We start from the raw sequence: 23383 nt of genomic DNA, 5'->3' as shown, positions 1-23383 counted from the left end.
TCAAGCCTCCTCCAGCGAGAAGCGGGCAAGTTCCTGCTTTTCCCCTGCTGTCTCGAGGAAAAACCGTGTCAGCAAATTCTTGGCCGTCAGTTGCCGATATTCGGCGGTCGCCCGCCAGTCGGTCAGCGGGGTGAAATCCTCATCCAACGCATCGCGCGCGGCATCAATCGTGTCCTGCGACCACGCTTTACCGAGAAGCGCCGCCTCCAGATGTGCAGCGCGTTTCGGCGTACCGGCCATGCCGCCGAAGGCGATGCGGATGTCTTCGACTGCGCCCTCAGCATCAAGCGTCAGATTGAACGCTCCGCACAGCGCGGAAATATCCTCGTCGCGGCGTTTGGAAATTTTGTAGACGGCATAGTGGCTTTCCGGCTTCTGGAACGGAATCAAGAGCTTTTCGACGAATTCGCCGCTCAGCCGGTCCTGTTTGCCGTAATCGACGAAATAGCTTTCCAGCGGCAGGCTGCGGTTTCCCGAGGAAGAACGCAGGGTCAGCGTCGCGTTAAGCGCGATCAGCGCCGGCGGTGTATCTCCGATAGGCGAGCCATTGGCGATGTTGCCGCCGATGGTGCCCATGTTGCGCACCTGCTCGCCGCCGAGACGATCGAACAACCGGGCAAGCGGCGGGAAATGCTCTGCGATGGTCTTGAAGGCCTGGCTGTAGGTGACGCCCGCGCCGAGCGTGATACCGTCTTCCCCCACCGTGATGGTCTGCAGGTCGCCGAGATTGTTGATGAAAATGACAGGGTTCAGCGCCCGCATCTGCTTCGTCACCCACAGGCCGACATCGGTTGAGCCGGCAACGATGGTTGCTTTCGGCTCCGCGGCGTAGATTTCGGTAAGATCAGCAAGCGTTGCCGGAATTATGGTGCGGTCTTCGCCGCTGACGATCGTGATAGTCTCGTTTTCGCGGATCGCCCAAAGCCGTGCCATGATATCGGTGCGGTCCCGTTGCAGCGGGTCGAACAGGGCGCTCGGGCGGGCGGCAGCGATTTTTTCGGCGGCCTTCACGATCGGCTCGTAACCCGTGCACCGACAGAGATTGCCTTGCAGCGCCTTCTCGATATCGGCGCGGCCTGGGTTTTCGCTGGTCAGCCACAGGCCGTAAAGCGACATGATGAAGCCCGGCGTGCAAAAGCCGCATTGCGAGCCGTGGAAATCCACCATGGCCTGCTGCACGGGATGCAACGTGCCGTCGCGGGCTGCCAGATGCTCCACTGTCACGATATGGGTGCCGTGCAGCGAGCCCAGAAAACGGATGCAGGCATTGACGCTTTCATAACGCAGCGAACCGTCCAGCAGCCGCCCGACCAGCACCGTGCACGCGCCGCAGTCGCCTTCCGCGCAGCCTTCCTTGGTCCCGGTCAACCGCTTGCTGATGCGGAGGTAATCGAGAAGCGTGTCTGTCGGTCCGAAATCCCTAAGCGAGATCGTTTCGCTGTTGAGGATGAAGCTGATCGCGTCGTTCATGCAATGCCTTGCTTTTTGTCCGGCCGCCGAGCCGGTTTCTTGTTGTTCATCTATGCACGCCCCGGCAGGCATATCGATTTCCGTTTTGGCAATTCATTCTTTCCATAACGGAAAGAAAATTTGGCGATTATTGTGCCGTCCATCCACCGTCGACGGAAATATGCGTGCCGGTGATGTTGCTGGCGGCGTCGCTGGCCAGGAATATGGCCGCGGTCGCGACATCATCGACGGTGACGAATTGCTTCGTCGCCTGCAATTCCAGCATCACGTCGTTCTTCACCGCCTCTTCGCTGATGCCACGCACCTTGGCCATCTCAGGTATCTGTTTTTCCACCAGCGGGGTGAGCACATAACCGGGACAGATGGCGTTGACGGTCACCCCGGTCTGCGCAAGCTCCAGCGCCGCCGTTTTCGTCAGGCCCATGATGCCGTGTTTTGCGGCCACATAGGCCGATTTGAACGGCGAGGCGACGAGGCCATGGGCCGAGGAAATGTTGATGATGCGGCCTTTGCCAGCCTTCTTCATCAGCGGTATCGCGGCGCGCATGGTATGGAAGGAACTGGTCAGATTGATGGCGATGATCCAGTCCCATTTTTCCGTCGGAAACTCCTCGATGGGCGCGATATGCTGGATGCCGGCATTGTTGATGAGCACGTCGACCGAGCCGAGCTTATCGTGCGACGACTGGATGAGATCGGCGATCTCGTCCGGTTTCGTCATGTCTGCGGGATGGTAAAGCACGCGCCCGCCGCTTTCGGCTTCCAGCACCAGACGGAGTTTTTCGATCTCGTCCTCGTCGCCGAAACCGTTCAGCACGACATTTGCGCCCTCCCTTGCAAATCTCTGGGCAATGGCAAGGCCGATGCCGCTCGTGGAGCCTGTCACGATAACTGTCCGATGCATGCTTTCCCCTTTTTGCATTACTTCGCACATATTTAACCAGCGTATGCCCAAGAAGGCAGGCTGGCAATCGCCATTTCTGTCCGGGGTCACAGGACACGGATCCGGCGGCGCCCATCCATTTTTTCGAAGCTAAACTTCCATATTATGCGTTTGTCTGCGGGGGCCTCAGTCCCTATCTCTCGGACAGGCAAACAGAGGTATGTTCATGGAACTCGGTCTTTACACTTTCGCGGATGTCAACCCGAACCCCGCCGATGGCCGGGGGCCGGAAGGCGCGCGCCGGCTCAGGGAGCTTCTGGAGGAAATCGAACTTGCCGACCAGGTAGGTCTCGATGTGTTCGGGCTCGGCGAACATCACCGCCCGGACTATGTTGTGTCCTCGCCCTCCACCGTGCTTGCTGCGGCGGCGGTGAAGACGAAGAACATACGTCTGACGAGCGCCGTTTCGGTGCTGAGTTCGGATGATCCCGTTCGCTTGTTCCAGCAGTTTTCCACCGTCGATCTCCTGTCGAACGGCCGTGCCGAGATCATGGCGGGGCGCGGCTCCTTCATCGAATCCTATCCGCTGTTCGGTTATGATCTGGAAGATTACGACGTGCTGTTTGCCGAAAAGCTCGATCTGCTGCTGGCGCTGCGCGAACAGGAAATCGTCACCTGGTCGGGCACCAAGCACCCGGCCATCAACGGTCGGGGCGTTTATCCGCGACCGCTGCAGGAACGTCTGCCTGTCTGGATCGCCGTTGGCGGCACGCCGCAATCGGTCGCCCGCGCCGGCGCCATGGGGCTGCCGGTAGCGCTCGCCATTATCGGGGGCGAATATCGCCGGTTCGCGCCGCTGTTCGATCTCTACCATGAGGCGGCGCGCCGGGCCGGTCAGGACAAGACGACACTGCGCACCAGCATCAACGTGCATGGCTTCATTGCCGATACCACCGACAAGGCGGCCGATCAGTTTTACGGGCCGCAGGCGGAGGTGATGAACCGCATCGGCCGCGAGCGCGGCTGGGGGCCGACCAACCGCGCCCATTTCGATGCAGCGCGTGGCCCGGAAGGCAATCTTTTTCTCGGCGAGCCGGAGCTGGTGGCAGAAAAGATCATCAAGGCGCATGGGGTATTCAGGAATGATCGCTTCCTGCTGCAGATGGCCATCGGCCTGATGCCACATGATCAGATCATGCGCGGCATCGAGCTTTATGGTACGAAAGTCGCTCCGATCGTCAGAAAAGAATTGACGGGAAGCGCCGATCCGGTGAAAGCCACGGCCTCATGATTACCAAGGCGGGCGCCACGAGACCCGCCATTCACAATGACGGAAAGACATATGGTTATCTCCACCGACGAAGAACTGGTCATGCTGAAGGATATCGGCCGTATATGCGCCGTTGCCATGCAGACCATGGCGGATGCGCTGGAACCGGGCATCACCACGGCCGAACTGGATGCCATCGGCCGCAAGGTGCTCGAGGATAACGATGCGGAATCGGCGCCGGAGTTCTGCTACAAGTTTCCCGGTGCGACCTGCATCAGCGTCAACGAGGAAGTGGCCCACGGCATTCCGGGAGCGCGCATTATCAAGGCGGGCGACCTCGTCAATATCGATGTCTCGGCTGTGAAGAACGGTTTTTTCGGCGACACGGGTTCGTCTTTCGCCGTGCCGCCGGTCAAAAAGGAAATCGAGCGGCTGTGCCGCGATGGCAAGCGCGCCATGTGGACAGGCCTGCAGCAGGTGAAGACCGGCCGTCCCTTTGCCGATATCGGTAATGCCATCGGCGCTTTCGCCAAGAAAAACCGCTACACGCTGATCACCAACCTGGCGAGCCATGGCATTGGCCGTTCGCTGCACGAGGAGCCGAAGGAACTGGCGACGTGGCCGGACAAGGATGAGCGGCGCGTCATGCAGGAAGGCATGGTCTTCACTGTCGAGCCATTTCTTTCGACGGGGGCTTACTGGGCGGAAGACGGCGATGATGATCCGTGGACGCTCTACAGCGATCCGAGCGCGCCGACGGTACAGTATGAGCATACCGTGGTCGCGACCAAGAACGGGCCGCTGGTGCTGACGCTCGCGGACTGACGACGTCTCCTTAGCCGCCTTGTTTTCGCTGCCGGAGCGGGCGCGTGCCGATTGTTTCTTCTCCCCGAGGGGAGAAGTCCGCGGCAGCGGGATGAGGGGGCAAGCTCTCCGAAATCCGGCAACCTGGCCCCCTCATCCGATCCTTCGGGCCACCTTCTCCCCTGCGGGGAGAAGAAATCCGCGGCACCCTCGATGCTCACCGCGTGACCGATAACGACCGCTTATAACGCCGATCAAAATAACTCGCTTGTCCCTTATCCTCCCCGTTGCGATAAGCCATGCATGAGCATCGACAAGCCACTTTCCGCCAGACATCTGACAGCGCTCGGTTTCGCCGGTGCCCTGATGATGGCCTCCGCCATGGGCTTCGGCCGTTTTTCCTTTACGCCGATCCTGCCCGGCATGATGGCGAATGTGCCCCTGTCCGCGGGGGATGCGGGGATCGTGGCGGCTGGTAACTTTGCCGGTTATCTGGCGGGTGCGGTTCTCGCCGCCTATTCATGGGGCTCGGGACGGGAAAGGCTGGTGGCGCTGAGCGGCCTGTTTGCAACCGGAGCGCTTTTGTTGGCGATGGCGGCTTTCAATTCCGTCGCCGCTTTCACAGTCATCCGGTTTCTCGCCGGTATCGCCAGTGCGCTGACCATGATCTTCACCTCGCAGATCGTCATCGGCCATGCCGTCAAGGCCGGCAGGGACAATATCCAGGCGTTGCATTATGGGGGCGTTGGCGCGGGGATCGCAATCTCCTCGCTTGCGGTCTATCTCATCGGTGTCGTCTTCGATGGCGGTGGCGCCTCGTGGCGGGAGGAATGGATCGCCGGCGCCGTCTTCTCCTTCCTGACCTTTATGCTCGTCTTCAGGATATTGCCGGCAGGCCCGCCGCGGCATGCTTCCGCGGTGGCGGAACCGCCGCTCAGCTGGACACGACCGCTTTTCCTGACGACGTTGGCCTACGGTCTTTTTGGCTTCGGTTATGTCATCACAGCCACCTTCATCGTGGCGATAGCGCGCATGGCAGCAGCCGGTGTTTTCGTGGAGTTCCTCGCCTGGTTCATCACCGGCTGCGCCGCTGCGGTATCCCTGTTCCTCTGGAAGCCGCTATTGAGGGCGCAGGGGCTGAAACGTGCTTTCGTGATCGTTCTTGCCGTGGAAGCCGTCGGCGTCTTCGCCTCCGTGATGCTGCCGCCCGTGTCCGGTGTACTCATGGGTGGTCTGCTCCTGGGGCTGACCTTCATGGTCATCACCGCTTACGGGCTACAGCTCGGCCGGGAATTTGCGGGTCCGAGCCCGCGTCGCGCCTTTGCGCTGATGACAGCCGCTTTCGGGACGGGCCAGATCGTCGGGCCGCTTGCCGCCGGCTGGATTGCCGAGGCGACGGGAAGTTTTACCGCGCCCAGCGTTCTCGCCTCCGCCGTGCTCGTCGTCAGCATTCTGCTGATGCTGCCGGTGCTCGCCACGGAGCGGCGTGGTTAAGGCCGCGGGCCGCTGTCTCTTCCCCTTTCATCCTGCGTTTCCGCTGGGTATCGTCCACGGACTCTGCCTTACATCTTGTTAAGGTCAGCGCTTCGCCGTTGCTGTGCACAAATTTCTGCCCTAGGTTCGGGCAATCTAGTGCTTCGCCAATAATGGCTGATTTCAAACGCGCGTGAGTTCGAAACGTGTTTCATTCCTTCTTTCCCAAACCGAAATTGTTCTTCACGTCTGCCTTCGTCTGGGCGATGGCCATGATCGGCGTTTGGTATGCCGGCGGCCGCAATTGGGGCGCCGCCATTGGCCTGCCGCCTTTGCCTGCCGGACAGGAGCCTGTCATCGGCGTTTCGGTTTTCTGGTCCACGCCGTTCCTGTGGTTCTACATCTATTACGCCGTTGCCGCGCTGATCTTTTCCGCATTCTGGTTCTGGTATCGGCCCCATCGCTGGCAAAACTGGTCAGTGCTCGGTTCGGCGCTTATTATTTTCGCGACGTATTTTTCGGTGCAGGTGAGTGTTGCGGTAAATGCCTGGTACGGGCCGTTCTACGACCTCATCCAGCAGGCTCTGGCGCGAACGGCGCCTGTTACGGCTGAGCAGCTATACATGGGGTCGCTTGGTTTCGCAGGCATTGCCTTCGTCGCCATCTTCGTTGGCGTTCTAAATCTGTTTTTCGTCAGCCACTACATTTTCCGGTGGCGCACGGCGATGAACGAATTCTACATGTCGAACTGGGATCGTCTGCGGCATATTGAAGGTGCCTCGCAGCGTGTGCAGGAAGATACGATGCGCTTTTCCTCCACGGTCGAGGGGCTGGGCGTGGGCTTCGTGCGCGCGATCATGACTCTGATTGCATTTCTACCTGTCCTGTTCACTTTCTCGGAAACCATCACGGACCTGCCGTTTTTCGGGACCGTGCCGCATGCGCTGGTATGGGCTGCGATCGTTTGGTCAGTGTTCGGAACCGTTTTCCTGGCGCTCGTGGGCATCAAACTGCCCGGCCTCGAGTTCCGCAATCAGCGCGTCGAAGCGGCGTATCGAAAAGAACTTGTCTATGGTGAAGACCATGAAGATCGCGCGGATCCCCTGACCATCAGCGAGTTGTTCGCGAATGTCCGGAAGAATTATTTCCGCCTCTATTTCCACTATCTCTACTTCAACGTCGCCCGCATCTTTTATCTGCAGGCGGACAACATCTTTGGCACACTGGTACTCATCCCGTCGATCGTTGCCGGCAAGGTAACGCTCGGGCTGATGAACCAGGTACTCAACGTTTTTGAACAGGTCCGTGGCTCGTTCCAGTACCTCGTCAACTCATGGACGACCATTGTTGAACTCCTGTCGATCTACAAACGTCTTAAAGCTTTCGAAGCGGCCATCGAAGGGCAGGAACTGCCTGAAATCGACCAGCGCTACCTGCTTCGGGAAGCAAGAGGCGGCGAGCTGGATGCTGATCGACCCTGACAAACAAAAAGGCGGCCAATCGGCCGCCTTTTTTCATGAAGAGGCTTCAGCCCTCGGTCTTCAGCTTCTTGCGCGCCTCGATCATCGGCATGGCTTCAGCATAGCTCACACAGGCGACATCGGTCTTGAGGCAAACCTCGCGCAGCAGCCTTTCATAGGCGTTCCAGTAGGCGCCGCCATTCATTTTCACGAAGTGAAAGCCCATCTGCAGGGGAATGCGTTCGCCATTGTACTGCCTGTCGAACGCGTTGCGGAAGGCAGTGTAGGCGCGCTCTTCGAACTCGCTCGAGCGATCGGGCGTTTCGACGCCGACGGAGTGGCGGATGAAGAGGTTGTAATCCATGGCAATGATCGGGCGGTTGCCCGGGCCTTCGGGTATCAGCGGCAGGCCGAAATGCTGGATACCTTCCCGCTCCACCGGCCATTCCGGTCCCTTGGTGATGCTGGTGGCGTCGTAAACGAAGCCGTGCTTTTTCTGCGCGGCGGTCAGCGCCGGACCCTGCGACAGATAGGGCGCGCGGAAACCATTGATCTTTTTGACCATGTCGCGCCAGCCTTCGGGCTCCTCGCCCTTCTTGCCGATCATCTGCCAGGCGTTTTCCAGCGTGCTGGTGAAGGTGGTGAATTCGCCGTCCCACTGGTCGGCGGTCCATTGCCCGCCGTCGAAATGGCCGCAGGTGTGGTTGGCGATCTCGTGGCCTTCGCGATAGGCGGCCCAGATGTTTCTAAGCCTTGCCTCCACCTCATCCGGCGACTGGCCGAAGCCGACATTGGAGCGGCCGGCCTTCTGGCCCGGTCCCTGATAGGTCTTGGCGCTGGTCTTGCGATCCATCACCAGCGTACAGGCGAGAAAATAGGTGAAATGCGCCCCGACTTCTTTCGCCGTCGTCCGGCTTCTTTCCCACAGGGTATTGTCGCCCGCACCGTCGAAGGAAACGATGACAAGCTGCTTCGGCCTCTGCACCTCTTGCGCAAAAGCGGGAAGGGCGGCGAGAAGCGACAGGGAAAAGGCGGCAAAGGGGCGAAACATCAGTCTTCCGTCATATGAACACCGTGGCCTTTTGCGGGTGGAATAAGGCGAAGCTTTGAATAGTCTGGCGTTTTCATGACTTTCAGCCTAATTCCTGTTCTTGACTGCGGTGATTGAGCCGCTTCGTTCCACTCCGGGGGCCGTGTTCCATGCTTTTTCTCGCACTCTGTCTTGCCTTGTTTTTGCTCACCCATCTCCTGAAGGTGATCGCACCGCAGTTTCGCGCGCGCATGATCGCGACGATGGGTGAAGGGCCATTCAAGGGCGTTTATTCCGTCGTCAGCCTCATCACGCTCGGCCTTGTCATTTACGCTTTCGGCGAAGCGCGGCAGGAGACGGGCATGCTGTGGTATCCGCCGGTCTGGATGAGCCACATCGCCATTACCCTGATGTTGCTGGCGATGATCTGTCTCGTGGCCAGCCTCATCCCGGCTGGCCATATCGCAACGAAGACCAAACATCCGCTCATTCTGGCCGTCAAAATCTGGGCGCTCGCGCATCTTCTCGCCAATGGCGAAACGTCTTCGATCCTGCTTTTCGTGTCGTTCCTTGCCTGGGGCGTGGTGATGCGGATTTCGCTGAAGCGCCGGGAGCGGGCAGGCGAAAAAGTGGTCCGCGACTTCGTTTCAAGCCGCTACGATCTGGTGGCGGTCGTCGGCGGCATCGTTCTGTGGGGGGCTTTCATCCTGAAACTGCACGAATGGTTGATCGGCGTTCAGCCCATCGCCATGTAGGAAATCGACGTTTCCCCCTTACATATCAGGCAAAATAGGCTAGAAGGCCGACCATGACCCGGTTGGCCTTACTTTTGCCGATCCGGGTAAGCGGCTTGGTATGTCCGCGGACGGATGGATCGGGACACGATCTCCGCGCGGGTAACGGAGAATTTGATGGCAAACGAGAATGATACCTTTATCCGCGAAGTGAACGAGCAGATCCGCTCCGAGCAGCTGTCGCGCTTCTGGGGCCGTTACGGTATCGTGGTCGTGGGTGCCGCCGTCCTCGTTGTTCTCGGTGCCGCCGGTGCCGGCATCTACGAATACTGGAACACCAGCCGTGCCTCCAATTCCGGCGATCAGTTCCTGGCGGCCCTGACGCTCGCTTCCGAAAACAAGACGGATGAGGCGCTGAAGGCCTTCGCCGATCTCGAAACCTCCGGTCACGGCAACTATCCCGTTCTGGCGAAGTTCCGTTCGGCAACGCTGCTGTCACAGAAGGGCGATGCGGCCGGTGCGATCGCCGCCTTCACCGCGATCGGCAACGATAATTCCGCGCCGCAGGTCTTCCGTGATGCCGCCAAGGTTCGCGCCGCCTGGCTGCTGGTCGATAATGGCACCTATGATCAGGTGGCTGCGCTTGCCGAACCGCTCAGCACTGACGGCCAGACCATGCGCGCTTCCGCCCGCGAGGCGCTCGGTCTTGCCGCCTATAAGGCTGGCGATTTCGCCAAGGCCAAGCAATGGTTCGAGCAGATCGTCGGCGACACGCAGGCGCCGCGCAACGTCACCAACCGCGCGCAGATCATGCTCGACAATATCACCGCTTCGGGCAAGGCTGCCTAACGCCGCTGCCCCGCCCGAGATCGCGCCGACAATCTTCGCATTGCCAAAGCGATCCAACGCATTATTTTACGCATGTCCTTTGCCCAAAACAGGTAACGTTTTGGGCAGACGTGCTTTAAGGAACCAGGATCAATGAGCTTCACCGTCGCCATAGTCGGGCGCCCCAATGTCGGCAAGTCCACGCTTTTCAACCGTCTCGTCGGAAAGAAGCTGGCGCTGGTGGATGATACGCCCGGCGTGACCCGCGACCGCCGGCCTGGCGAGGCAAAGCTCGTCGACCTGCGTTTCACCATCATCGATACCGCCGGTCTGGAGCAATCCGGGCCGGAAACGCTTCAGGGCCGCATGTGGGCCCAGACGGAAGCGGCGATCGACGATGCCGACGTGACACTCTTCGTCGTGGATGCAAAGGCAGGCCTGACGCCGGCCGACGAGACGCTGGCGGAAATGCTGCGACGTCGCGGCAAGCCGGTGGTGCTGGTGGCCAATAAATCCGAAGCGCGCGGTTCCGACGCCGGTTTCTACGATGCCTTTACGCTCGGTCTTGGCGATCCTTGCCCGATCTCGGCCGAACACGGCCAGGGAATGATCGACCTGCGCGACGCCATTGTCGAGGCGATCGGCGAAGACGTCGCCTTCCCTCCGGAGGTGGACGAGGCGGAAACGGATATCGTTCTGCCACGCAGCGAGCCCGGCAGCGAGGACGAGGAAGACGAAGAGCCCGTCTATGACGAGACCAAGCCGCTGCGCGTCGCGATCATCGGCCGGCCGAATGCGGGCAAGTCGACGCTGATCAACCGTTTCCTCGGCGAAGATCGCCTTTTGACCGGCCCCGAAGCCGGTATCACCCGCGACAGTATTTCCGTCGAATGGGACTGGCGCGGCCGCACTATCAAGATGTTCGATACGGCTGGCATGCGCCGCAAGGCCAAGGTGACGGAGAAGCTGGAAAAGCTCTCTGTTGCGGATTCGCTGCGCTCCATCCGCTTCGCCGAAACCGTCGTCATCGTGTTCGACAGCACCATTCCGTTTGAAAAGCAGGATTTGCAGCTGGTCGATCTCGTCATTCGCGAAGGCCGCGCCGCCGTGCTCGCCTTCAACAAATGGGATCTGGTGGAAGACCCGCAGGCCTATCTCGCCGATCTGCGGGAAAAGACCGAGCGTCTGCTGCCGCAGGCGCGCGGCATTCGCGCCGTGCCGATTTCCGGACAGACGGGGTATGGCCTCGACCGGCTGATGCAGAATATCATCGATACCGACAAGGTCTGGAACCGCCGCATCTCCACCGCAAGGCTTAACCGCTGGCTCGACGCGCAGACCACGCAGCACCCGCCGCCGGCCGTCTCCGGCCGCCGCCTGAAGCTGAAATATATGACGCAGGTCAAGGCCCGCCCGCCCGCCTTCATGATTTCCTGCACGCGGCCGGAAGCCATTCCGGAGAGCTATACGCGTTATCTCGTCAATGGCCTGCGCAAGGATTTCGACATGCCGGGCGTGCCGATCCGCGTGCATTATCGCGGGTCGGACAATCCGTTCGAGAGCAAGGCGAAGAAGAGACGTTGATTCTGGCGTGAGACGTCGCGGCAATTTTCTTCTCCCTGCCGGGGAGAAGAAACAAGCGGCGGACGCTCATCCAACGCCTTGTTTTGAAGAGTAAAAATCATGCTGATCAAGCAGACCGACTATCAGCGGATCTACCGCGTCATCAACAGCCTGCTCCTCGCCCAGAACGCCGATCCCGCTTCGGCCTCGATGTATTTCAGCACTTTCGGCGCCTTCATCCTGCAGCAGCACTACAAGGTGAAAGCGGTGCCGAAGGGCGGGCTTGCGGCCTATAATCTTGGCGGAAAGGTGCTCCTGTTCGCGGATCATCGCGACGATGGTTACGTGACAGGTGCGGGCGAGAATTTCCACTGCTGGATCGAGGCCGATGGCTGGGCGATCGATTTCATGGCGCCGGCTTTTGCCGATAGCGCCCGGGGGCTGTCGGTGCCGGCGAAAATGTTCCAGCGGCCACTCTCCGCCATGGCGGCATCCATCAACGATCTCGGCCAATCCGGCGATTTCTTCTATCGTTCGGAGCCTGAAGCAACAGCCAGGCGCTTTGCCGAATGGCACAAACAGGCGGCGATCGGAGATATGGCAAGCGTCGCCGCCAACTGGTTCCGCAAGTCACCCAAGCAGATTGCCGCATCTCTTTCGGTCAAGGACCGAGACGGAAAGGAACGGGCCGTGCCGCTGACGGGCGAATCTCTGGTCGGTGCCTGGTAGGCACCGGTTTATCGGACTAAAGGACGGCCAGCGTAATCTCGCGGCAGCCGCCTGACGTCAATCAGCAGCCCGACCCCGTTCTAAAGATAACGGCAGTCGCGTCCTGATCGCCTTGTGACATTCCCGATCGGTTTCGTCCACTATCCCTGAAGAAAATCTCGGGGATCGACTCATGCAAGTTGGGAGCGGGAGAGCAGCGGCAGCGATTTGCCAGCGGCATGAATGACATTGTCGAGGAATTGCCTGGATGCCTTTTCCCAGCTGTAGCTCCTGGAGAGCGTCAGCGCCGCCTGGGGCGAACAATGAAGCGCGGCAAGACAGGCATCGCGAAGATTGTCGTCCAGCGCTCCGGCCGCCGGGTTGCCGCCAAGGATGTCGATTGGTCCGGTAACAGGGAAGGCGGCCACGGGCACGCCGCTAGCCAGAGCTTCCAGAATGGTGTTGCCGAAGGTGTCTGTCTTGGACGGGAAAACGAAGACATCGGCCTGCGCATAGGCGTCGGCAAGATCCTCGCCGGTCTTGACGCCGGTGAAACGGACGTCAGGGTATTTTTCCTGCAATTCATGGCGGGCGGGGCCGTCGCCGATGACGACCTTAGATCCCGGCAGGTCGAGATCGAGGAATTCCGGCAGGTTCTTCTCCACCGCTACACGTCCCACGGTCATGAAAATCGGTCTCGGCAGCTCGAAGGGCAGCTTTGCCTTCGGGCGGGGATGGAAAAGCTCGGCGTCGATGCCGCGGCTCCAGCGCTTGAGGTTGCGCACGCCGCGCGCCTCCAGTTCTGTCTCAAGGCTTGGCGTCGCCACCATGCAGGTGTTGCCGCCATTGTGGAACCAGCGCACGAAAGCATAAAGCCAGCTTTCCGGCACGGGAAAACGCGCCGCCACATATTCGGGAAAACGGGTGTGATAGCTGGTGGAAAAACGCATGCGGTTCTTTACGCACCAGCGCCGCGCCATGAAGCCCAGCGGGCCTTCTGTGGCAATATGCACGAAGGAGGGCTGGCTTTTTTCGATCTCTGCCGCCACGCGGCGATAACCGGCGACCGAAAGGCGGATTTCCGGATAGGTGGGGCAGGGGATGCTGTAAAAACTCTGCGGCGTCACCATGCGCACATCGACGCCGAGCCGCGCGAGTTCGGTATTGGTGTTTTCGATCGAGCGAACCACGCCGTTGACCTGCGGGTGCCAGGCATCTGTGACAATCGTGATTCTCGTCATGAACACCGATCCTGCTCATCTGCGCACGGGCGAATCCCCATTGCCCGGCTTCCGCCCGTATATGCGGCGCGCGTGTTACAGGATCATGTCAGGGTCTGTGACGGCTGCAAAACCTTGTTTGCTGGCCGGGCGTGGCGGCTATCCGACGAGAGGGAGCAATTCGGGGCTGATCAGCGCGCCGTGGTGGCCGATGACGGTTGCCGCCGCCCTTGCGGCGAAAGTGGCCGCTTCTTCCGGAGAGCTTCCGGTCACATAACGGGCGAGGAAGGCGCCGTTGAAACTGTCGCCGGCGCTCGTCGTGTCAACCACCTCAACGGCCTTCATCGCCGGGGCGTGGCTGCGGCTGCTGCCAAAATCGAGTGTTGCGCCCTTGGCGCCGTCCTTCACAACGATGTTTTCAACACCGAGCGAACGGTAACGGGCAATGGTCGCTTCCACGGAGGTATCGCCGAAATGGCTCGCCTCGTCGTCGAAGCTCGGCATGACAAGCGTCGCGGCGCGGGCGCCATTGGAGATCGTCTCCAGCATGATGTCCTTGTCCGCCCAGAGGCGCGGGCGGATGTTGGGATCGAAGACCACGGGCTTGCCCGCCGCCTTGGCGCGGCGCAGTTCCGCAAGGAATGTATCGACATCATGGGCGGAGGCGAGGATGGCGAGCGTAATGCCGGAGAAATAGACCACGTCGGCGTTTTCGACCGTTTTGCGCAGGTGGTCCGCGTCCGCAGCGAGCTGTCTTGCCGCCGCGGCATTGCGCCAGTAGCTGAAGGTGCGTTCGCCGTCTTTCAGGTTGATCAGGTAAAGGCCGGGCGTGCCGCCCTTGATGCGGCGGATTTTTTCCGTGCCGATGCCGGCTTCCGCAATGAATGCCAGCATGTCTTCCGAAAGCGGATCGTCGCCGAGTGCGGTGAAATAATCGACGGACCAGTCCTCCGGCAGGCAGGCGCGCGCATACCAGGCGGTATTGAAGGTGTCGCCGGCAAAACCCTTACGCAGCAGCCCGTTGCCGGCCTGCGACAGTTCCACCATGCATTCGCCAATCGACAGAAATCGTCCGCCCACGCCGTCATCCTCCCGTTTTTTCCAGCCATGCGGCTTACGACGAGTGCGCGCTGCTGACAAGGTGGTTTTGGCCGTTTGTGCAGGTGCGAAGTTAAGGTTTACGCGGAGGCGGCTGCTTTATATTCTCTCCGTCAGACACGATCAGGAGATTGCCGATGACGTTATCCCATGCCCCGGTCCACAAACCCCAAGCGCAATCGGACTGGTGGAAGGGAGCGGTGATCTATCAGGTCTATCCGCGTTCGTTTCAGGACACGACGGGCGACGGCTATGGTGATCTCGCCGGCGTGACCAAGCGCTTGCCATACATCGCCTCGCTCGGTGTCGACGCAATCTGGCTTTCGCCCTTCTTCACCTCGCCCATGGCGGATATGGGCTATGACGTCTCGGATTATTGCAATGTCGATCCGCTGTTCGGCACGCTCACTGATTTCGATGCGCTGATGGCCGAGGCGCATCGTCTCGGCTTGAAGGTCATCATCGACCAGGTCATCTCGCACACGTCGGACCAGCATCCCTGGTTCGTGGACAGCCGGGCGAGCCGGACGAACAGCAAGGCCGACTGGTATGTCTGGGCCAATCCCAAACCGGACGGCACGGCACCGACAAACTGGCTTTCAGTTTTTGGCGGGCCGGCCTGGGAGTGGGATGGCGTGCGCAAGCAATATTACATGCACAGCTTCCTGACGTCACAACCGGACCTGAACTTCCACAATCCCGAGGTTCAGGATGCGCTGCTGGAAACGGTACGCTTCTGGCTGGATCGCGGCGTGGACGGTTTCCGGCTCGATACCGTCAATCACTATTTCCACGACAAGCTCCTGCGTGACAACCCGCCGCTGTTCGACGAGGAAAGCTTCGGGCTCGACGCTTCCGACGTCAATCCCTACGGCATGCAGGACCATCTCTATGACAAGACCCGGCCGGAAAATATCGGTTTCCTGAAGCGCTTCCGCGCACTACTCGATGAGTATGAGGGCCGCGCCACCGTGGGTGAAGTGGGTGACGGCGCGCGGTCGTTGAAGACCGTTGCTGCTTACACGTCCGGCAACGACAAGCTCAACATGTGCTACACCTTCGACCTTCTGGGGCCGGATTTCACCGCCAAACACATCCGCGGGTCGGTCGAGACTTTCGGCAAGGTGGTGACGGACGGGTGGGTCTGCTGGGCCTTTTCCAACCATGACGTGGTGCGCCATCTCAGCCGGTTTTCGGAAGGCGCCGAAGAACAGACGCGGGTTGCCAAGCTTGCCATCTGCGTTCTCGCCAGCCTGCGCGGGTCCATTTGCCTCTATCAGGGCGAGGAACTTGGCTTGACGGAGGCTGAGCTGGCTTTCGCTGATTTGCGTGACCCCTATGGCATCCGCTTCTGGCCAGCCTTCAAGGGGCGCGATGGATGCCGCACCCCGATGGTGTGGGAAACAGGCAAGCAGAATTCCGGCTTTTCGACCGCTGACAAACCGTGGCTGCCGGTGCCCTATGCGCATGCCATGCACGCCGCGGATGCGCAGGAACGAAGGCCGGACTCGATACTGAACCATTACCGGGCGGTTCTGTCGTTCCGGAAAAGCCATGGCGCGCTGCGTGACGGGGACATGACGTTCCTGAAAACCAATCTCGACGTGCTGGCCTTCACGCGTCACAAGGGCGAGCATACGCTGCTTTTCGTTTTCAACCTGACGCGCAAGCCGGTGGAGTTTCCCATCCCCAAGGGCATGAACGTGACGACAATCCTGCCGATGCCGGGTTTCGAGCCGCTATTTGATGGCGGCATCGTCAAGCTTGAGGGGCTGGACGTGTTTTGCGGGAGCATTGAATGAGCGGGACTTTCGACGTCCGAAATGCTGGCGACTATCCGGATGACTGGTGCCTTCTGCGACACCGTCTCTGGCCCGATACGGCGCCTGAAGACCATCGGGCTGAGTTGCAGGACGTTTGCGAAACCGGGGCTGGATTTATCGTTCACGATCTTGACGGATCGGCCATTGGTTTTGCCGAGGTCAGCCTGCGGCGGGATTACGTCAACGGCTGCGATACGTCACCCGTGGCGTTTCTTGAGGGAATCTACGTGGAGGAGGCGTCTCGCAGGCAGGGCGTCGCCGCCCTTCTGGTGAAGCAGGTGACCCGATGGGCCATCGACCAAGGCGTCAGCGAACTTGCCTCCGATGCCGATATCGCCAATCTTAGCTCCCATCGCATGCATGCGGCCCTGGGATTTGAGGAAACGGAGCGCGTCGTTTATTTTCGCAGGTCGCTGATCCCGAAGCGATAAGCTGCCTGTGCTGATCCGCGAAGAGTCTCTGGCTGCGGGGCGGGTTGCCACCGCCGCATGTAACGTCATGGCTTTGTCTTAATGACGTAACGAAGTTATTTAAGTATATTCATAATTTAGAATGTTTATATTATCGTTTTTCCTCCGCATAAATAATGGTTTCGCATTTATTTCGGCTGTACTGCAAGTCCTGGGCAAGCTTTCGGCGTCAAATATCGAGTCCTGCATATTTCCATCACCACTCGTTAGTGAAGCAGGAATTGTCATGTCCGTTTCAATCAAGAATTTCAATCGACCCAACAGCGGTAATACTACATCCTCAGGCGGCAAAGCGAAGGCTGCCCTTCCGTCCATCCGCGATGTATTTCCTTCCGGGAAATCGGCGGCCCGCACATCCTCATCGACGCCAGCGGCAAAAACCTCTTCGGCCGACTATATCGCGTCGCCCGCTTTCATGCGGAATCTGAAAGCGAAGCTCTCGTTGGCTGGCGACGATCCGGCGCAATATCTGCGCGCCCGGGCAATGGTAGGCGCTCTCGAGCGCGGGGCCCTGCAGGTTACCAATCCCACTCAGGGTAAAACGATCAATGCGTGGGATCCCAACCAGAAAAAAGCAACGCCGACCACAGCTACCGATACCGCCAAGACCAACTGGGTCGACTTCCTCAATACTCAACTGAAGCGCAGCGAAGACGGTGCGCTTTCCAAGGACGGAAACGGGAGTTATGTCGAAAAGGCGACGGGGAAAAATGCCTATTTCGGCAGGGTCGCGGGCAAATATTATTATGTCACCTGGCCTGCGGAGACGAAGGCATGAGGCCGCGCCAGCGGCCTCAAAAACGGAGGCGAAGCGTTCTTCGCTGCCGCTAGTCGCCAAGCCACCATCAGATCAGCGCAAACCGGTCCACATCCACCATGCCCATGTCGGAAATCTTGAGATGGGGGATGACGGGCAGGGGCAGGAAGGCGACCTGAAGGAAGGGTTCTTCCAGCGTGGTGCCCAGCGCATAGGCTGCTTTTCTCAGGGTGTGCAGCGTATCGCGAACGGTCTCGTAGGGTTCAAGGCTCATCAGCCCGGCGACGGGCAAAGCGATTTCGCCTGTCACCCTGCCGTCTTCCACCACGACAAAACCGCCCTTGATTTCGCCCAGCCGGTTAGCGGCCAGCGCCATGTCGTCTTCGCTCACCCCGACAACGCAGATATTATGGCTGTCATGACCGACGGTGGAGGCGATGGCGCCCTTTTTCAGGCCGAAACCTTGAACGAAACCATTGGCATGGTTGCCGTTCTTGCCGTGGCGTTCGATGACGGCGACCTTGATGATATCGTTTTCGAGATCGACGGTGGTTTGGTTGCCGTCCGTCGGCAGTCTGTAGCGACGGTGCTCGGTAATGATCTTGCCTGGAAGCACGCCCATGACAGGGCTTTCGCCTTCCGTGACCGGCACGCCAAAATGCGAGGCGAGCACGGGTCTCGCCTTAACGCTGTCGAGACCGACCGGTGCGACCGGTTTGCGCGTGGCAAAGAGCGCATCGTTGACGATCCGGCCGCCGGAAAGAACCATGCTGGCTTTGCAGCTTTGCAGACTGTCGATCACCACAAGATCGGCGCGCCAGCCCGGCGCGACCAGGCCGCGATCGCGCAGGCCAAAGGCTTTGGCGGCGGAAATAGAGGCGGCGCGATAGATGGCGAGCGGTTCCACGCCGCTGGCGATCGCGGTGCGGATCATGTAGTCGAGATGGCCCTGTTCGGCGATGTCGAGCGGGTTGCGGTCATCGGTGCAGAGCGCCAGATAGGGCGACAGCCGCTCGGTTATGATGGGCATCAGGGCATGCAGGTCTTTCGAGACCGAGCCTTCGCGCACCAGAATGTGCATGCCCTTGCGGATTTTCTCCAGCGCTTCCGTTGCACTCGTGCATTCATGCTCGGTGCGGATGCCGGCAGCGAGATAACCGTTCAGCGCTGTTCCGGAAAGAAGCGGTGCGTGCCCGTCGATATGCTGACCCTGAAAAGCCTCCAGCTTCGCCATGCACACCGGGTCCTTGTGGATGACACCGGGGAAATTCATGAATTCAGCAAGGCCGATGACCTTCGGGTGGTTCCGGAACGGCAGCAGCTTTTCAATCGGCAGGTCGGCGCCAGCGGTTTCCAGGTGAGTGGCGGGCACGCAGGAGGAAAGCTGCACGCGGATGTCCATGATGGTTTCCATGGCGCTGTCGAGGAAGAACTGAAGCCCCTCCACCCCGAGCACATTGGCAATTTCATGCGGGTCGCAAATGGCGGTGGTGACGCCATACGGCAAAACGCAGCGATCGAACTCATGCGGTGTCACCAGCGACGATTCGATATGGAGATGCGTATCGATGAAACCGGGGACGACGATTTTGCCGGAAATATCTATTTCCCGGTAACCCTCATAGCTTTCACCGGTTCCCACGATCGTATCGCCACAACTGGCGATATCCGAGGCAACGAGTTCTCCGGTGACGAGATCGAAGAAGCGGCCGTTCTTGAGAACCATGTCTGCCGGTTCACGGCCCGTACCCTGGTCGATGCGCTTTTCAAGTCTGGAATTCATGCGGCTTTCTTCGGCTCCTGATTTACGTCGTATGCGAGAATCTTCATTATTTACATTCGAGGGTTGTTTCTGGATCAATTCGAATTGATTCTTTGAGTTTTAAATATATCGAGAGTAAAAAATTTTCATATTTGTGGTATCTAATCTTCGAGGTTCAAGTTTAGGCGGGATTGGGAAGGCTTGACTTCACCTTTATAGTTCAACCGGTTGTGCACCGGCATTTTTACGAATTGCGGTTTTAGGTTATATTCCCGGGAAGGAAAATAAAAGCGTCTGATGCTCAAACGAATTTCCACCCAGCAACTGACACTTGGCATGTTTATCGAAGCGGTCGAAGGAACGCTTTCGAATCAGGGATTTTTAAAGCGGCACCGCTTTCTTTTGCGGCAGGAGGAATTGATGCGGCAACTGAAATCAAGCGGCGCCGAAAGCATCATCATCAACACGGCCAGGGGATACGATACCGAAGGCGGCAGGCGTTCGGCTGCGGTTTCGCTGGCGCCGGACAATTGCCCGGAAACCATTGCCGCCGTAACCCATGCGGTCCGATTAGCGGCAGGCACTATTTCCGAGACCTTTGCTTCCGCAGAAGCCGGCGGCCTTGTGTCGCTGAAGGGCATGGCGGCGGCGGCGGGCAAGATTTCCGATGCCGTGCAGTCGAACCCGGCGATCTTCATCGGGGTCACCCGCCTGAAATCGAAAGATGAAACGACTTTCGTGCACTCGGTTTCCGTCAGCGGGCTGATGATCCTTTTCGGTAATTATCTCGGGCTCGACCGCGGAACGGTCGATCTGCTCGGCGTCAGTGGCCTGCTGCATGATATTGGCAAGGTGGAAATCCCCTCGTCCATTCTCAACAAGGCGGATGGGTTGAGCACCGACGAACGCAAAATCATCAATCTCCACCCGGCATTCGGGCGGGAAATATTGTCGCGAAACGAGCAGATGCCTGAGATGGTGCTTGATGTCTGCTTCAATCATCATGAGCGAATTGACGGCGGCGGTTATCCCAGCGGGCGTGCCGGCAGCGAGATCAGCCTTTACGCACGTATCGCGGCCATCTGCGACGTTTACGACGCCGTGACTTCGGTCAGACCCTACAAGAAGCCATGGACGGCGAATGACGCGCTGACCTGGATGCTGCGTCGGGAGGGACATTTCGACCTGCAGCTGCTGAAGAAATTCGCGCTTTGTATTTCCGCTGCGCTGCCGAGGGGTTAGTTACCGAGGATGATCGCCATGTTCAGGCTGTCGATATAGCGCCCGTCGATCAGAACGGCATCGCGGGCCCGGCCCTCTTGCACAAAGCCGATTTTTTCGTACAGCGCTATGGCTCTCGCGTTGTCCGCATGCACGCTCAGCTCGACACGATGCAGCCCGCATTGACGGGCGGAATCGAGCGCTCGCCGCATCAGCTGCGCGCCAAGTCCCTTGTCACGGTAGGCCTGTAGGATACCAATGCCGAGTGTGCCGCAATGGGCGCGGGTTACTCTGTCCTGGCGGCGAATGTCGCACCAGCCCGCCACTTCGCCATCCGCAATCGCTACAAATTGCGGATGGTTGTTCTCGATCATGTCGAGAACGAAGGCGCGCACCGCATCGAGCGGCGGCGCCTCCAGGAAGCTCAGATATTTCCGCTCGCGCGATACCGCATCGAGCGCACGGTGAAAGCTCTCAACGTGCTCCGCCCGTATCGGCTCGATGTTGGTGGTATCGGCGGCAGCCATCACGCGGCTTTCGTCTTCGCCTTGCGGGTGAGATGCACCACGACGTTCTCGATCATGCGCATGCCGGCGTCCTGGCCAAGCGTCATGATCGATTCCGGGTGGAACTGAACGGCAGCCACGGGTTCCTTGGCATGTTCGATGCCCATGATCGTGCCGTCCTCGCTTTCGGCCGTGATGATGAAATCACGCGGCAGGGTGGAGGGGTCGGCAAAGATCGAGTGGTAACGGCCAACGGTCACTTCCTTGCCGAGACCGGAGAAGACGAGGCCCGGTTCCAGCACACGGATGCGCGAGGGTTTGCCATGCATCGGCACCGCAAGCTGGCGAAGCTCGCCGCCATAGGCTTCCGCCAAAGCCTGAAGGCCGAGGCAGACGCCGAAGACCGGCAATTCGCGGGCGCGGGCCGCCTTGATCGTCGCCTTGCAGTCGAAGTCCGTCGGGTTGCCCGGTCCGGGGGAAAGCACGACGAGATCGGGCTGGAAGCGATCGAATACGTCGGCTGCGACCGGCGATCTGACGGTGGAGACGGTCGCACCGGTCTGGCGGAAATAATTCGCCAGCGTGTGGACAAAGCTGTCTTCGTGATCGACAAGCAGGATCTTCACGCCAGTACCGACCTTGGCCGCATCGCGCTTGGTGGAAGCGGCGTTGGTGGCTTTCGCGTCGCGAATGGCTGATATCATGGCGGACGCCTTGAGTTCGGTTTCGGCTTCTTCTTCCTGCGGATTGGAATCGTTAAGCAGGGTCGCACCCGCACGCACCTCGGCAATGCCGTCCTTGATCCGGATGGTACGCAGAGTGAGGCCTGTATTCATGTCGCCATTGAAACCGACCATGCCGATCGCACCACCATACCAGGCGCGCGGGCTCTTTTCATGGCCTTCGATGAAGCGCATGGCCCAGAGCTTCGGTGCGCCGGTGACGGTCACGGCCCAGGCGTGGCTGAGGAAGCCATCAAAGGCGTCCATATCGTCCCGAAGGCGGCCTTCAATGTGGTCCACCGTGTGGATGAGGCGCGAATACATCTCGATCTGGCGGCGGCCAATGACCTTGACCGAACCGGGTTCGCAGACGCGGCTCTTGTCGTTGCGGTCCACATCCGAACACATGGTCAGTTCGGACTCATCCTTCTTCGAGTTGAGCAGCTTCAGGATCTGCTCGCTGTCGGCAATCGGATCGTCGCCGCGCTTGATGGTGCCTGAGATCGGGCAGGTCTCGATGCGGCGGCCGGAGACGCGCACGAACATCTCCGGCGAAGCGCCGACCAGATATTCCTGATGGCCGAGATTGATGAAGAAGGAGTAGGGGGACGGGTTGATCGCCTTCAGGCGGCGCGAAATTGCCGACGGGTTGCTTTCGCAGCGTTCCATGAATTTCTGGCCGGGAACGACCTCGAACAGATCGCCGCGGCGGAAGCTTTCCTTGGCCTTCACGACAAGTTCGGAATATTCGCCGGGACGGTGATCGCCCTTGGGCGGGATCGTATCGGTTGTCTTGAAGGGATCGGGTGCTATGTCGAAGGACTTGCCGTCCGTCGTCACGCCGCCCTTTTCGAAATCGTAACGGTCGATCCAGGCCTTGGCGGAATAGTGATCAACGACCAGGATTTCATCGGGCAGGAACAACACCATGTCGCGCTGGTCTTCCGGGCGTGCCAGCGACAGCTTGATGGCGTCGAACTGGAAAGCGAGGTCGTAACCGAAGGCACCGAACAGGCCGATTGCCGAATCCGCGTTCGAATAGAAGAGGTCGACTATGGCGCGCAGCGCAGTGAAGACGGTCGGGATTTTTGAGCGTTCTTCTTCGGTGAAGACGCGGTCCGGTTCGTTGACGGTAAGATCAAGACGACGCGTGGTGGAAGCGCCGAGCGTGAGATCGGGCGTCGCCTTCAGCTTTTCGGTGATGAAGGAAAGCAGTACTTCGCCGCGGCCATTATAGGCCTCAATCCACATCTTGCGGCCAAAACAGGAAATTCCGAGCGGCGGGTCGATGATGGCCGTGTCCCAGCGCGTATAGCGGCCGGGATATTCATAGTTGGACGAGAAAACCGCGCCGCGATGGGAATCGAGCTTTTCGACATAATTGTCGATGGCGTTGGCATAATCGGCAGGCCGGCGCTTTCGGCTGACCTTGATGCCGCCTTTCGTCTCGTAGGTTTCCGCTCCGTCATCCTGAATGATCGTTACCATTTCTTTCGCACTTCCCGTTGTTCAGGCCCGATGACAGGCGGCAAGATAACAAAAAAGCCGCCTGAAAATTCGGGCGGCTTGGACTTTGTCTGA

Annotated in this window: 20 protein-coding genes; 12 read left to right on the top strand and 8 right to left on the bottom strand. The window is 59.5% G+C overall.

The features are described from left to right. On the bottom strand, positions 1–1470 hold the full coding sequence (xdhA, locus tag DOU54_RS12300) for a xanthine dehydrogenase small subunit (protein ID WP_113381250.1): 1470 nt from the start codon (positions 1468–1470) through the stop codon (positions 1–3). A gap of 127 nt (positions 1471–1597) precedes the next feature. After that, positions 1598–2374 (bottom strand): 3-hydroxybutyrate dehydrogenase, encoded by a 777-nt coding sequence (locus tag DOU54_RS12295; protein WP_004443086.1) that lies wholly within the window; start codon positions 2372–2374, stop codon positions 1598–1600. Between the two features lie 205 nt (positions 2375–2579). Here DOU54_RS12295 and DOU54_RS12290 point away from each other — a divergent pair, with 205 nt between their 5' ends. From DOU54_RS12290 to bacA, 4 genes are all read left to right on the top strand, one after another. Further along, complete coding sequence (locus DOU54_RS12290; protein ID WP_113381306.1) at positions 2580–3644, top strand: LLM class flavin-dependent oxidoreductase; 1065 nt, start codon at positions 2580–2582, stop codon at positions 3642–3644. 51 nt (positions 3645–3695) lie between these two features. Next, on the top strand, positions 3696–4448 hold the full coding sequence (map, locus tag DOU54_RS12285) for a type I methionyl aminopeptidase (protein ID WP_113731334.1): 753 nt from the start codon (positions 3696–3698) through the stop codon (positions 4446–4448). A 282-nt stretch (positions 4449–4730) separates the two neighbouring features. Continuing rightward, positions 4731–5921, top strand: coding sequence for an MFS transporter (locus DOU54_RS12280; RefSeq protein WP_022556741.1), 1191 nt, complete (start codon positions 4731–4733; stop codon positions 5919–5921). Positions 5922–6106: 185 nt separating this feature from the next. After that, on the top strand, positions 6107–7381 hold the full coding sequence (gene bacA, locus DOU54_RS12275; protein ID WP_006699415.1) for a bacteroid development protein BacA: 1275 nt from the start codon (positions 6107–6109) through the stop codon (positions 7379–7381). A gap of 46 nt (positions 7382–7427) precedes the next feature. Here the strand turns inward: bacA and DOU54_RS12270 are convergent, their stop codons facing one another. Further along, complete coding sequence (locus DOU54_RS12270; protein ID WP_113381249.1) at positions 7428–8411, bottom strand: polysaccharide deacetylase family protein; 984 nt, start codon at positions 8409–8411, stop codon at positions 7428–7430. A 149-nt stretch (positions 8412–8560) separates the two neighbouring features. Here DOU54_RS12270 and DOU54_RS12265 point away from each other — a divergent pair, with 149 nt between their 5' ends. The 4 genes from DOU54_RS12265 (at position 8561) to DOU54_RS12250 (ending at position 12244) form a co-directional block, all read left to right on the top strand. After that, positions 8561–9145 (top strand): NnrU family protein, encoded by a 585-nt coding sequence (locus tag DOU54_RS12265; RefSeq protein WP_006699417.1) that lies wholly within the window; start codon positions 8561–8563, stop codon positions 9143–9145. Between the two features lie 156 nt (positions 9146–9301). Next, positions 9302–9973: a tetratricopeptide repeat protein gene (locus DOU54_RS12260; RefSeq protein ID WP_004443073.1), complete on the top strand. Its 672-nt coding sequence runs from the start codon at positions 9302–9304 to the stop codon at positions 9971–9973. Positions 9974–10105: 132 nt separating this feature from the next. Continuing rightward, complete coding sequence (der, locus tag DOU54_RS12255; protein WP_004443070.1) at positions 10106–11536, top strand: ribosome biogenesis GTPase Der; 1431 nt, start codon at positions 10106–10108, stop codon at positions 11534–11536. Between the two features lie 99 nt (positions 11537–11635). Further along, positions 11636–12244, top strand: coding sequence for a DUF2026 family protein (locus tag DOU54_RS12250; RefSeq protein WP_113381248.1), 609 nt, complete (start codon positions 11636–11638; stop codon positions 12242–12244). A 170-nt stretch (positions 12245–12414) separates the two neighbouring features. Here the strand turns inward: DOU54_RS12250 and DOU54_RS12245 are convergent, their stop codons facing one another. Both DOU54_RS12245 and DOU54_RS12240 read right to left on the bottom strand, forming a co-directional pair. Further along, positions 12415–13464 (bottom strand): bifunctional monoglucosyl/glucuronosyl diacylglycerol synthase, encoded by a 1050-nt coding sequence (locus tag DOU54_RS12245; protein ID WP_113731333.1) that lies wholly within the window; start codon positions 13462–13464, stop codon positions 12415–12417. 138 nt (positions 13465–13602) lie between these two features. Continuing rightward, positions 13603–14523 carry a sugar kinase gene (locus DOU54_RS12240; protein ID WP_162749597.1) on the bottom strand — a complete coding sequence of 307 codons (921 nt, stop codon included), beginning with the start codon at positions 14521–14523 and terminating at the stop codon, positions 13603–13605. A gap of 155 nt (positions 14524–14678) precedes the next feature. Here DOU54_RS12240 and bglA point away from each other — a divergent pair, with 155 nt between their 5' ends. The 3 genes from bglA (at position 14679) to DOU54_RS12225 (ending at position 17612) form a co-directional block, all read left to right on the top strand. Next, a complete protein-coding gene (bglA, locus tag DOU54_RS12235; RefSeq protein ID WP_113381247.1) occupies positions 14679–16343 on the top strand; it encodes a beta-galactosidase BglA in 1665 nt (554 codons plus the stop codon). Then, the gene (gene aac(6') / locus DOU54_RS12230) at positions 16340–16795 is read left to right on the top strand and encodes an aminoglycoside 6'-N-acetyltransferase (protein ID WP_113381246.1); all 456 of its coding nucleotides are present in this window, start codon (positions 16340–16342) and stop codon (positions 16793–16795) included. Before bglA ends, aac(6') begins: the two co-directional genes overlap by 4 nt. Positions 16796–16916: 121 nt before the next feature. Then, positions 16917–17612 carry a hypothetical protein gene (locus DOU54_RS12225; protein WP_286079895.1) on the top strand — a complete coding sequence of 232 codons (696 nt, stop codon included), beginning with the start codon at positions 16917–16919 and terminating at the stop codon, positions 17610–17612. A gap of 67 nt (positions 17613–17679) precedes the next feature. Here the strand turns inward: DOU54_RS12225 and ade are convergent, their stop codons facing one another. Further along, a complete protein-coding gene (gene ade, locus DOU54_RS12220) occupies positions 17680–19374 on the bottom strand; it encodes an adenine deaminase (protein ID WP_113381244.1) in 1695 nt (564 codons plus the stop codon). A gap of 276 nt (positions 19375–19650) precedes the next feature. On the opposite strand from ade, the gene DOU54_RS12215 reads away from it, so the two are divergent. Beyond that, on the top strand, positions 19651–20595 hold the full coding sequence (locus DOU54_RS12215; protein WP_045532087.1) for an HD-GYP domain-containing protein: 945 nt from the start codon (positions 19651–19653) through the stop codon (positions 20593–20595). Here the strand turns inward: DOU54_RS12215 and DOU54_RS12210 are convergent. Continuing rightward, positions 20592–21101 carry a GNAT family N-acetyltransferase gene (locus DOU54_RS12210; protein ID WP_113381242.1) on the bottom strand — a complete coding sequence of 170 codons (510 nt, stop codon included), beginning with the start codon at positions 21099–21101 and terminating at the stop codon, positions 20592–20594. The genes DOU54_RS12215 and DOU54_RS12210 overlap by 4 nt on opposite strands. Next, a complete protein-coding gene (locus DOU54_RS12205) occupies positions 21101–23290 on the bottom strand; it encodes an anthranilate synthase (RefSeq protein ID WP_113381241.1) in 2190 nt (729 codons plus the stop codon). The genes DOU54_RS12210 and DOU54_RS12205 overlap by 1 nt, the downstream gene beginning before the upstream one ends. Positions 23291–23383: the final 93 nt, after the last annotated feature.

The sequence above is a fragment of the Agrobacterium sp. MS2 genome, assembly GCF_003261015.1.
Taxonomy (GTDB): Bacteria; Pseudomonadota; Alphaproteobacteria; order Rhizobiales; family Rhizobiaceae; genus Agrobacterium; species Agrobacterium pusense.
This window is presented reverse-complemented; position numbering and strand designations above follow the sequence as displayed.

Coding starts and splice junctions, on each gene's coding strand:
- map (WP_113731334.1), top strand. CDS start 3,696: ATGGTTATCTCCACCGACGAAGAACTGGTCATGCTGAAGGATATCGGC.
- DOU54_RS12215 (WP_045532087.1), top strand. CDS start 19,651: ATGCTCAAACGAATTTCCACCCAGCAACTGACACTTGGCATGTTTATC.
- bglA (WP_113381247.1), top strand. CDS start 14,679: ATGACGTTATCCCATGCCCCGGTCCACAAACCCCAAGCGCAATCGGAC.
- DOU54_RS12245 (WP_113731333.1), bottom strand. CDS start 13,464: ATGACGAGAATCACGATTGTCACAGATGCCTGGCACCCGCAGGTCAAC.
- DOU54_RS12265 (WP_006699417.1), top strand. CDS start 8,561: ATGCTTTTTCTCGCACTCTGTCTTGCCTTGTTTTTGCTCACCCATCTC.
- DOU54_RS12225 (WP_286079895.1), top strand. CDS start 16,917: ATGTTTATATTATCGTTTTTCCTCCGCATAAATAATGGTTTCGCATTT.
- DOU54_RS12250 (WP_113381248.1), top strand. CDS start 11,636: ATGCTGATCAAGCAGACCGACTATCAGCGGATCTACCGCGTCATCAAC.
- DOU54_RS12290 (WP_113381306.1), top strand. CDS start 2,580: ATGGAACTCGGTCTTTACACTTTCGCGGATGTCAACCCGAACCCCGCC.
- DOU54_RS12260 (WP_004443073.1), top strand. CDS start 9,302: ATGGCAAACGAGAATGATACCTTTATCCGCGAAGTGAACGAGCAGATC.
- DOU54_RS12205 (WP_113381241.1), bottom strand. CDS start 23,290: ATGGTAACGATCATTCAGGATGACGGAGCGGAAACCTACGAGACGAAA.
- DOU54_RS12210 (WP_113381242.1), bottom strand. CDS start 21,101: ATGGCTGCCGCCGATACCACCAACATCGAGCCGATACGGGCGGAGCAC.
- DOU54_RS12280 (WP_022556741.1), top strand. CDS start 4,731: ATGAGCATCGACAAGCCACTTTCCGCCAGACATCTGACAGCGCTCGGT.
- der (WP_004443070.1), top strand. CDS start 10,106: ATGAGCTTCACCGTCGCCATAGTCGGGCGCCCCAATGTCGGCAAGTCC.
- xdhA (WP_113381250.1), bottom strand. CDS start 1,470: ATGAACGACGCGATCAGCTTCATCCTCAACAGCGAAACGATCTCGCTT.
- ade (WP_113381244.1), bottom strand. CDS start 19,374: ATGAATTCCAGACTTGAAAAGCGCATCGACCAGGGTACGGGCCGTGAA.
- DOU54_RS12270 (WP_113381249.1), bottom strand. CDS start 8,411: ATGTTTCGCCCCTTTGCCGCCTTTTCCCTGTCGCTTCTCGCCGCCCTT.
- DOU54_RS12295 (WP_004443086.1), bottom strand. CDS start 2,374: ATGCATCGGACAGTTATCGTGACAGGCTCCACGAGCGGCATCGGCCTT.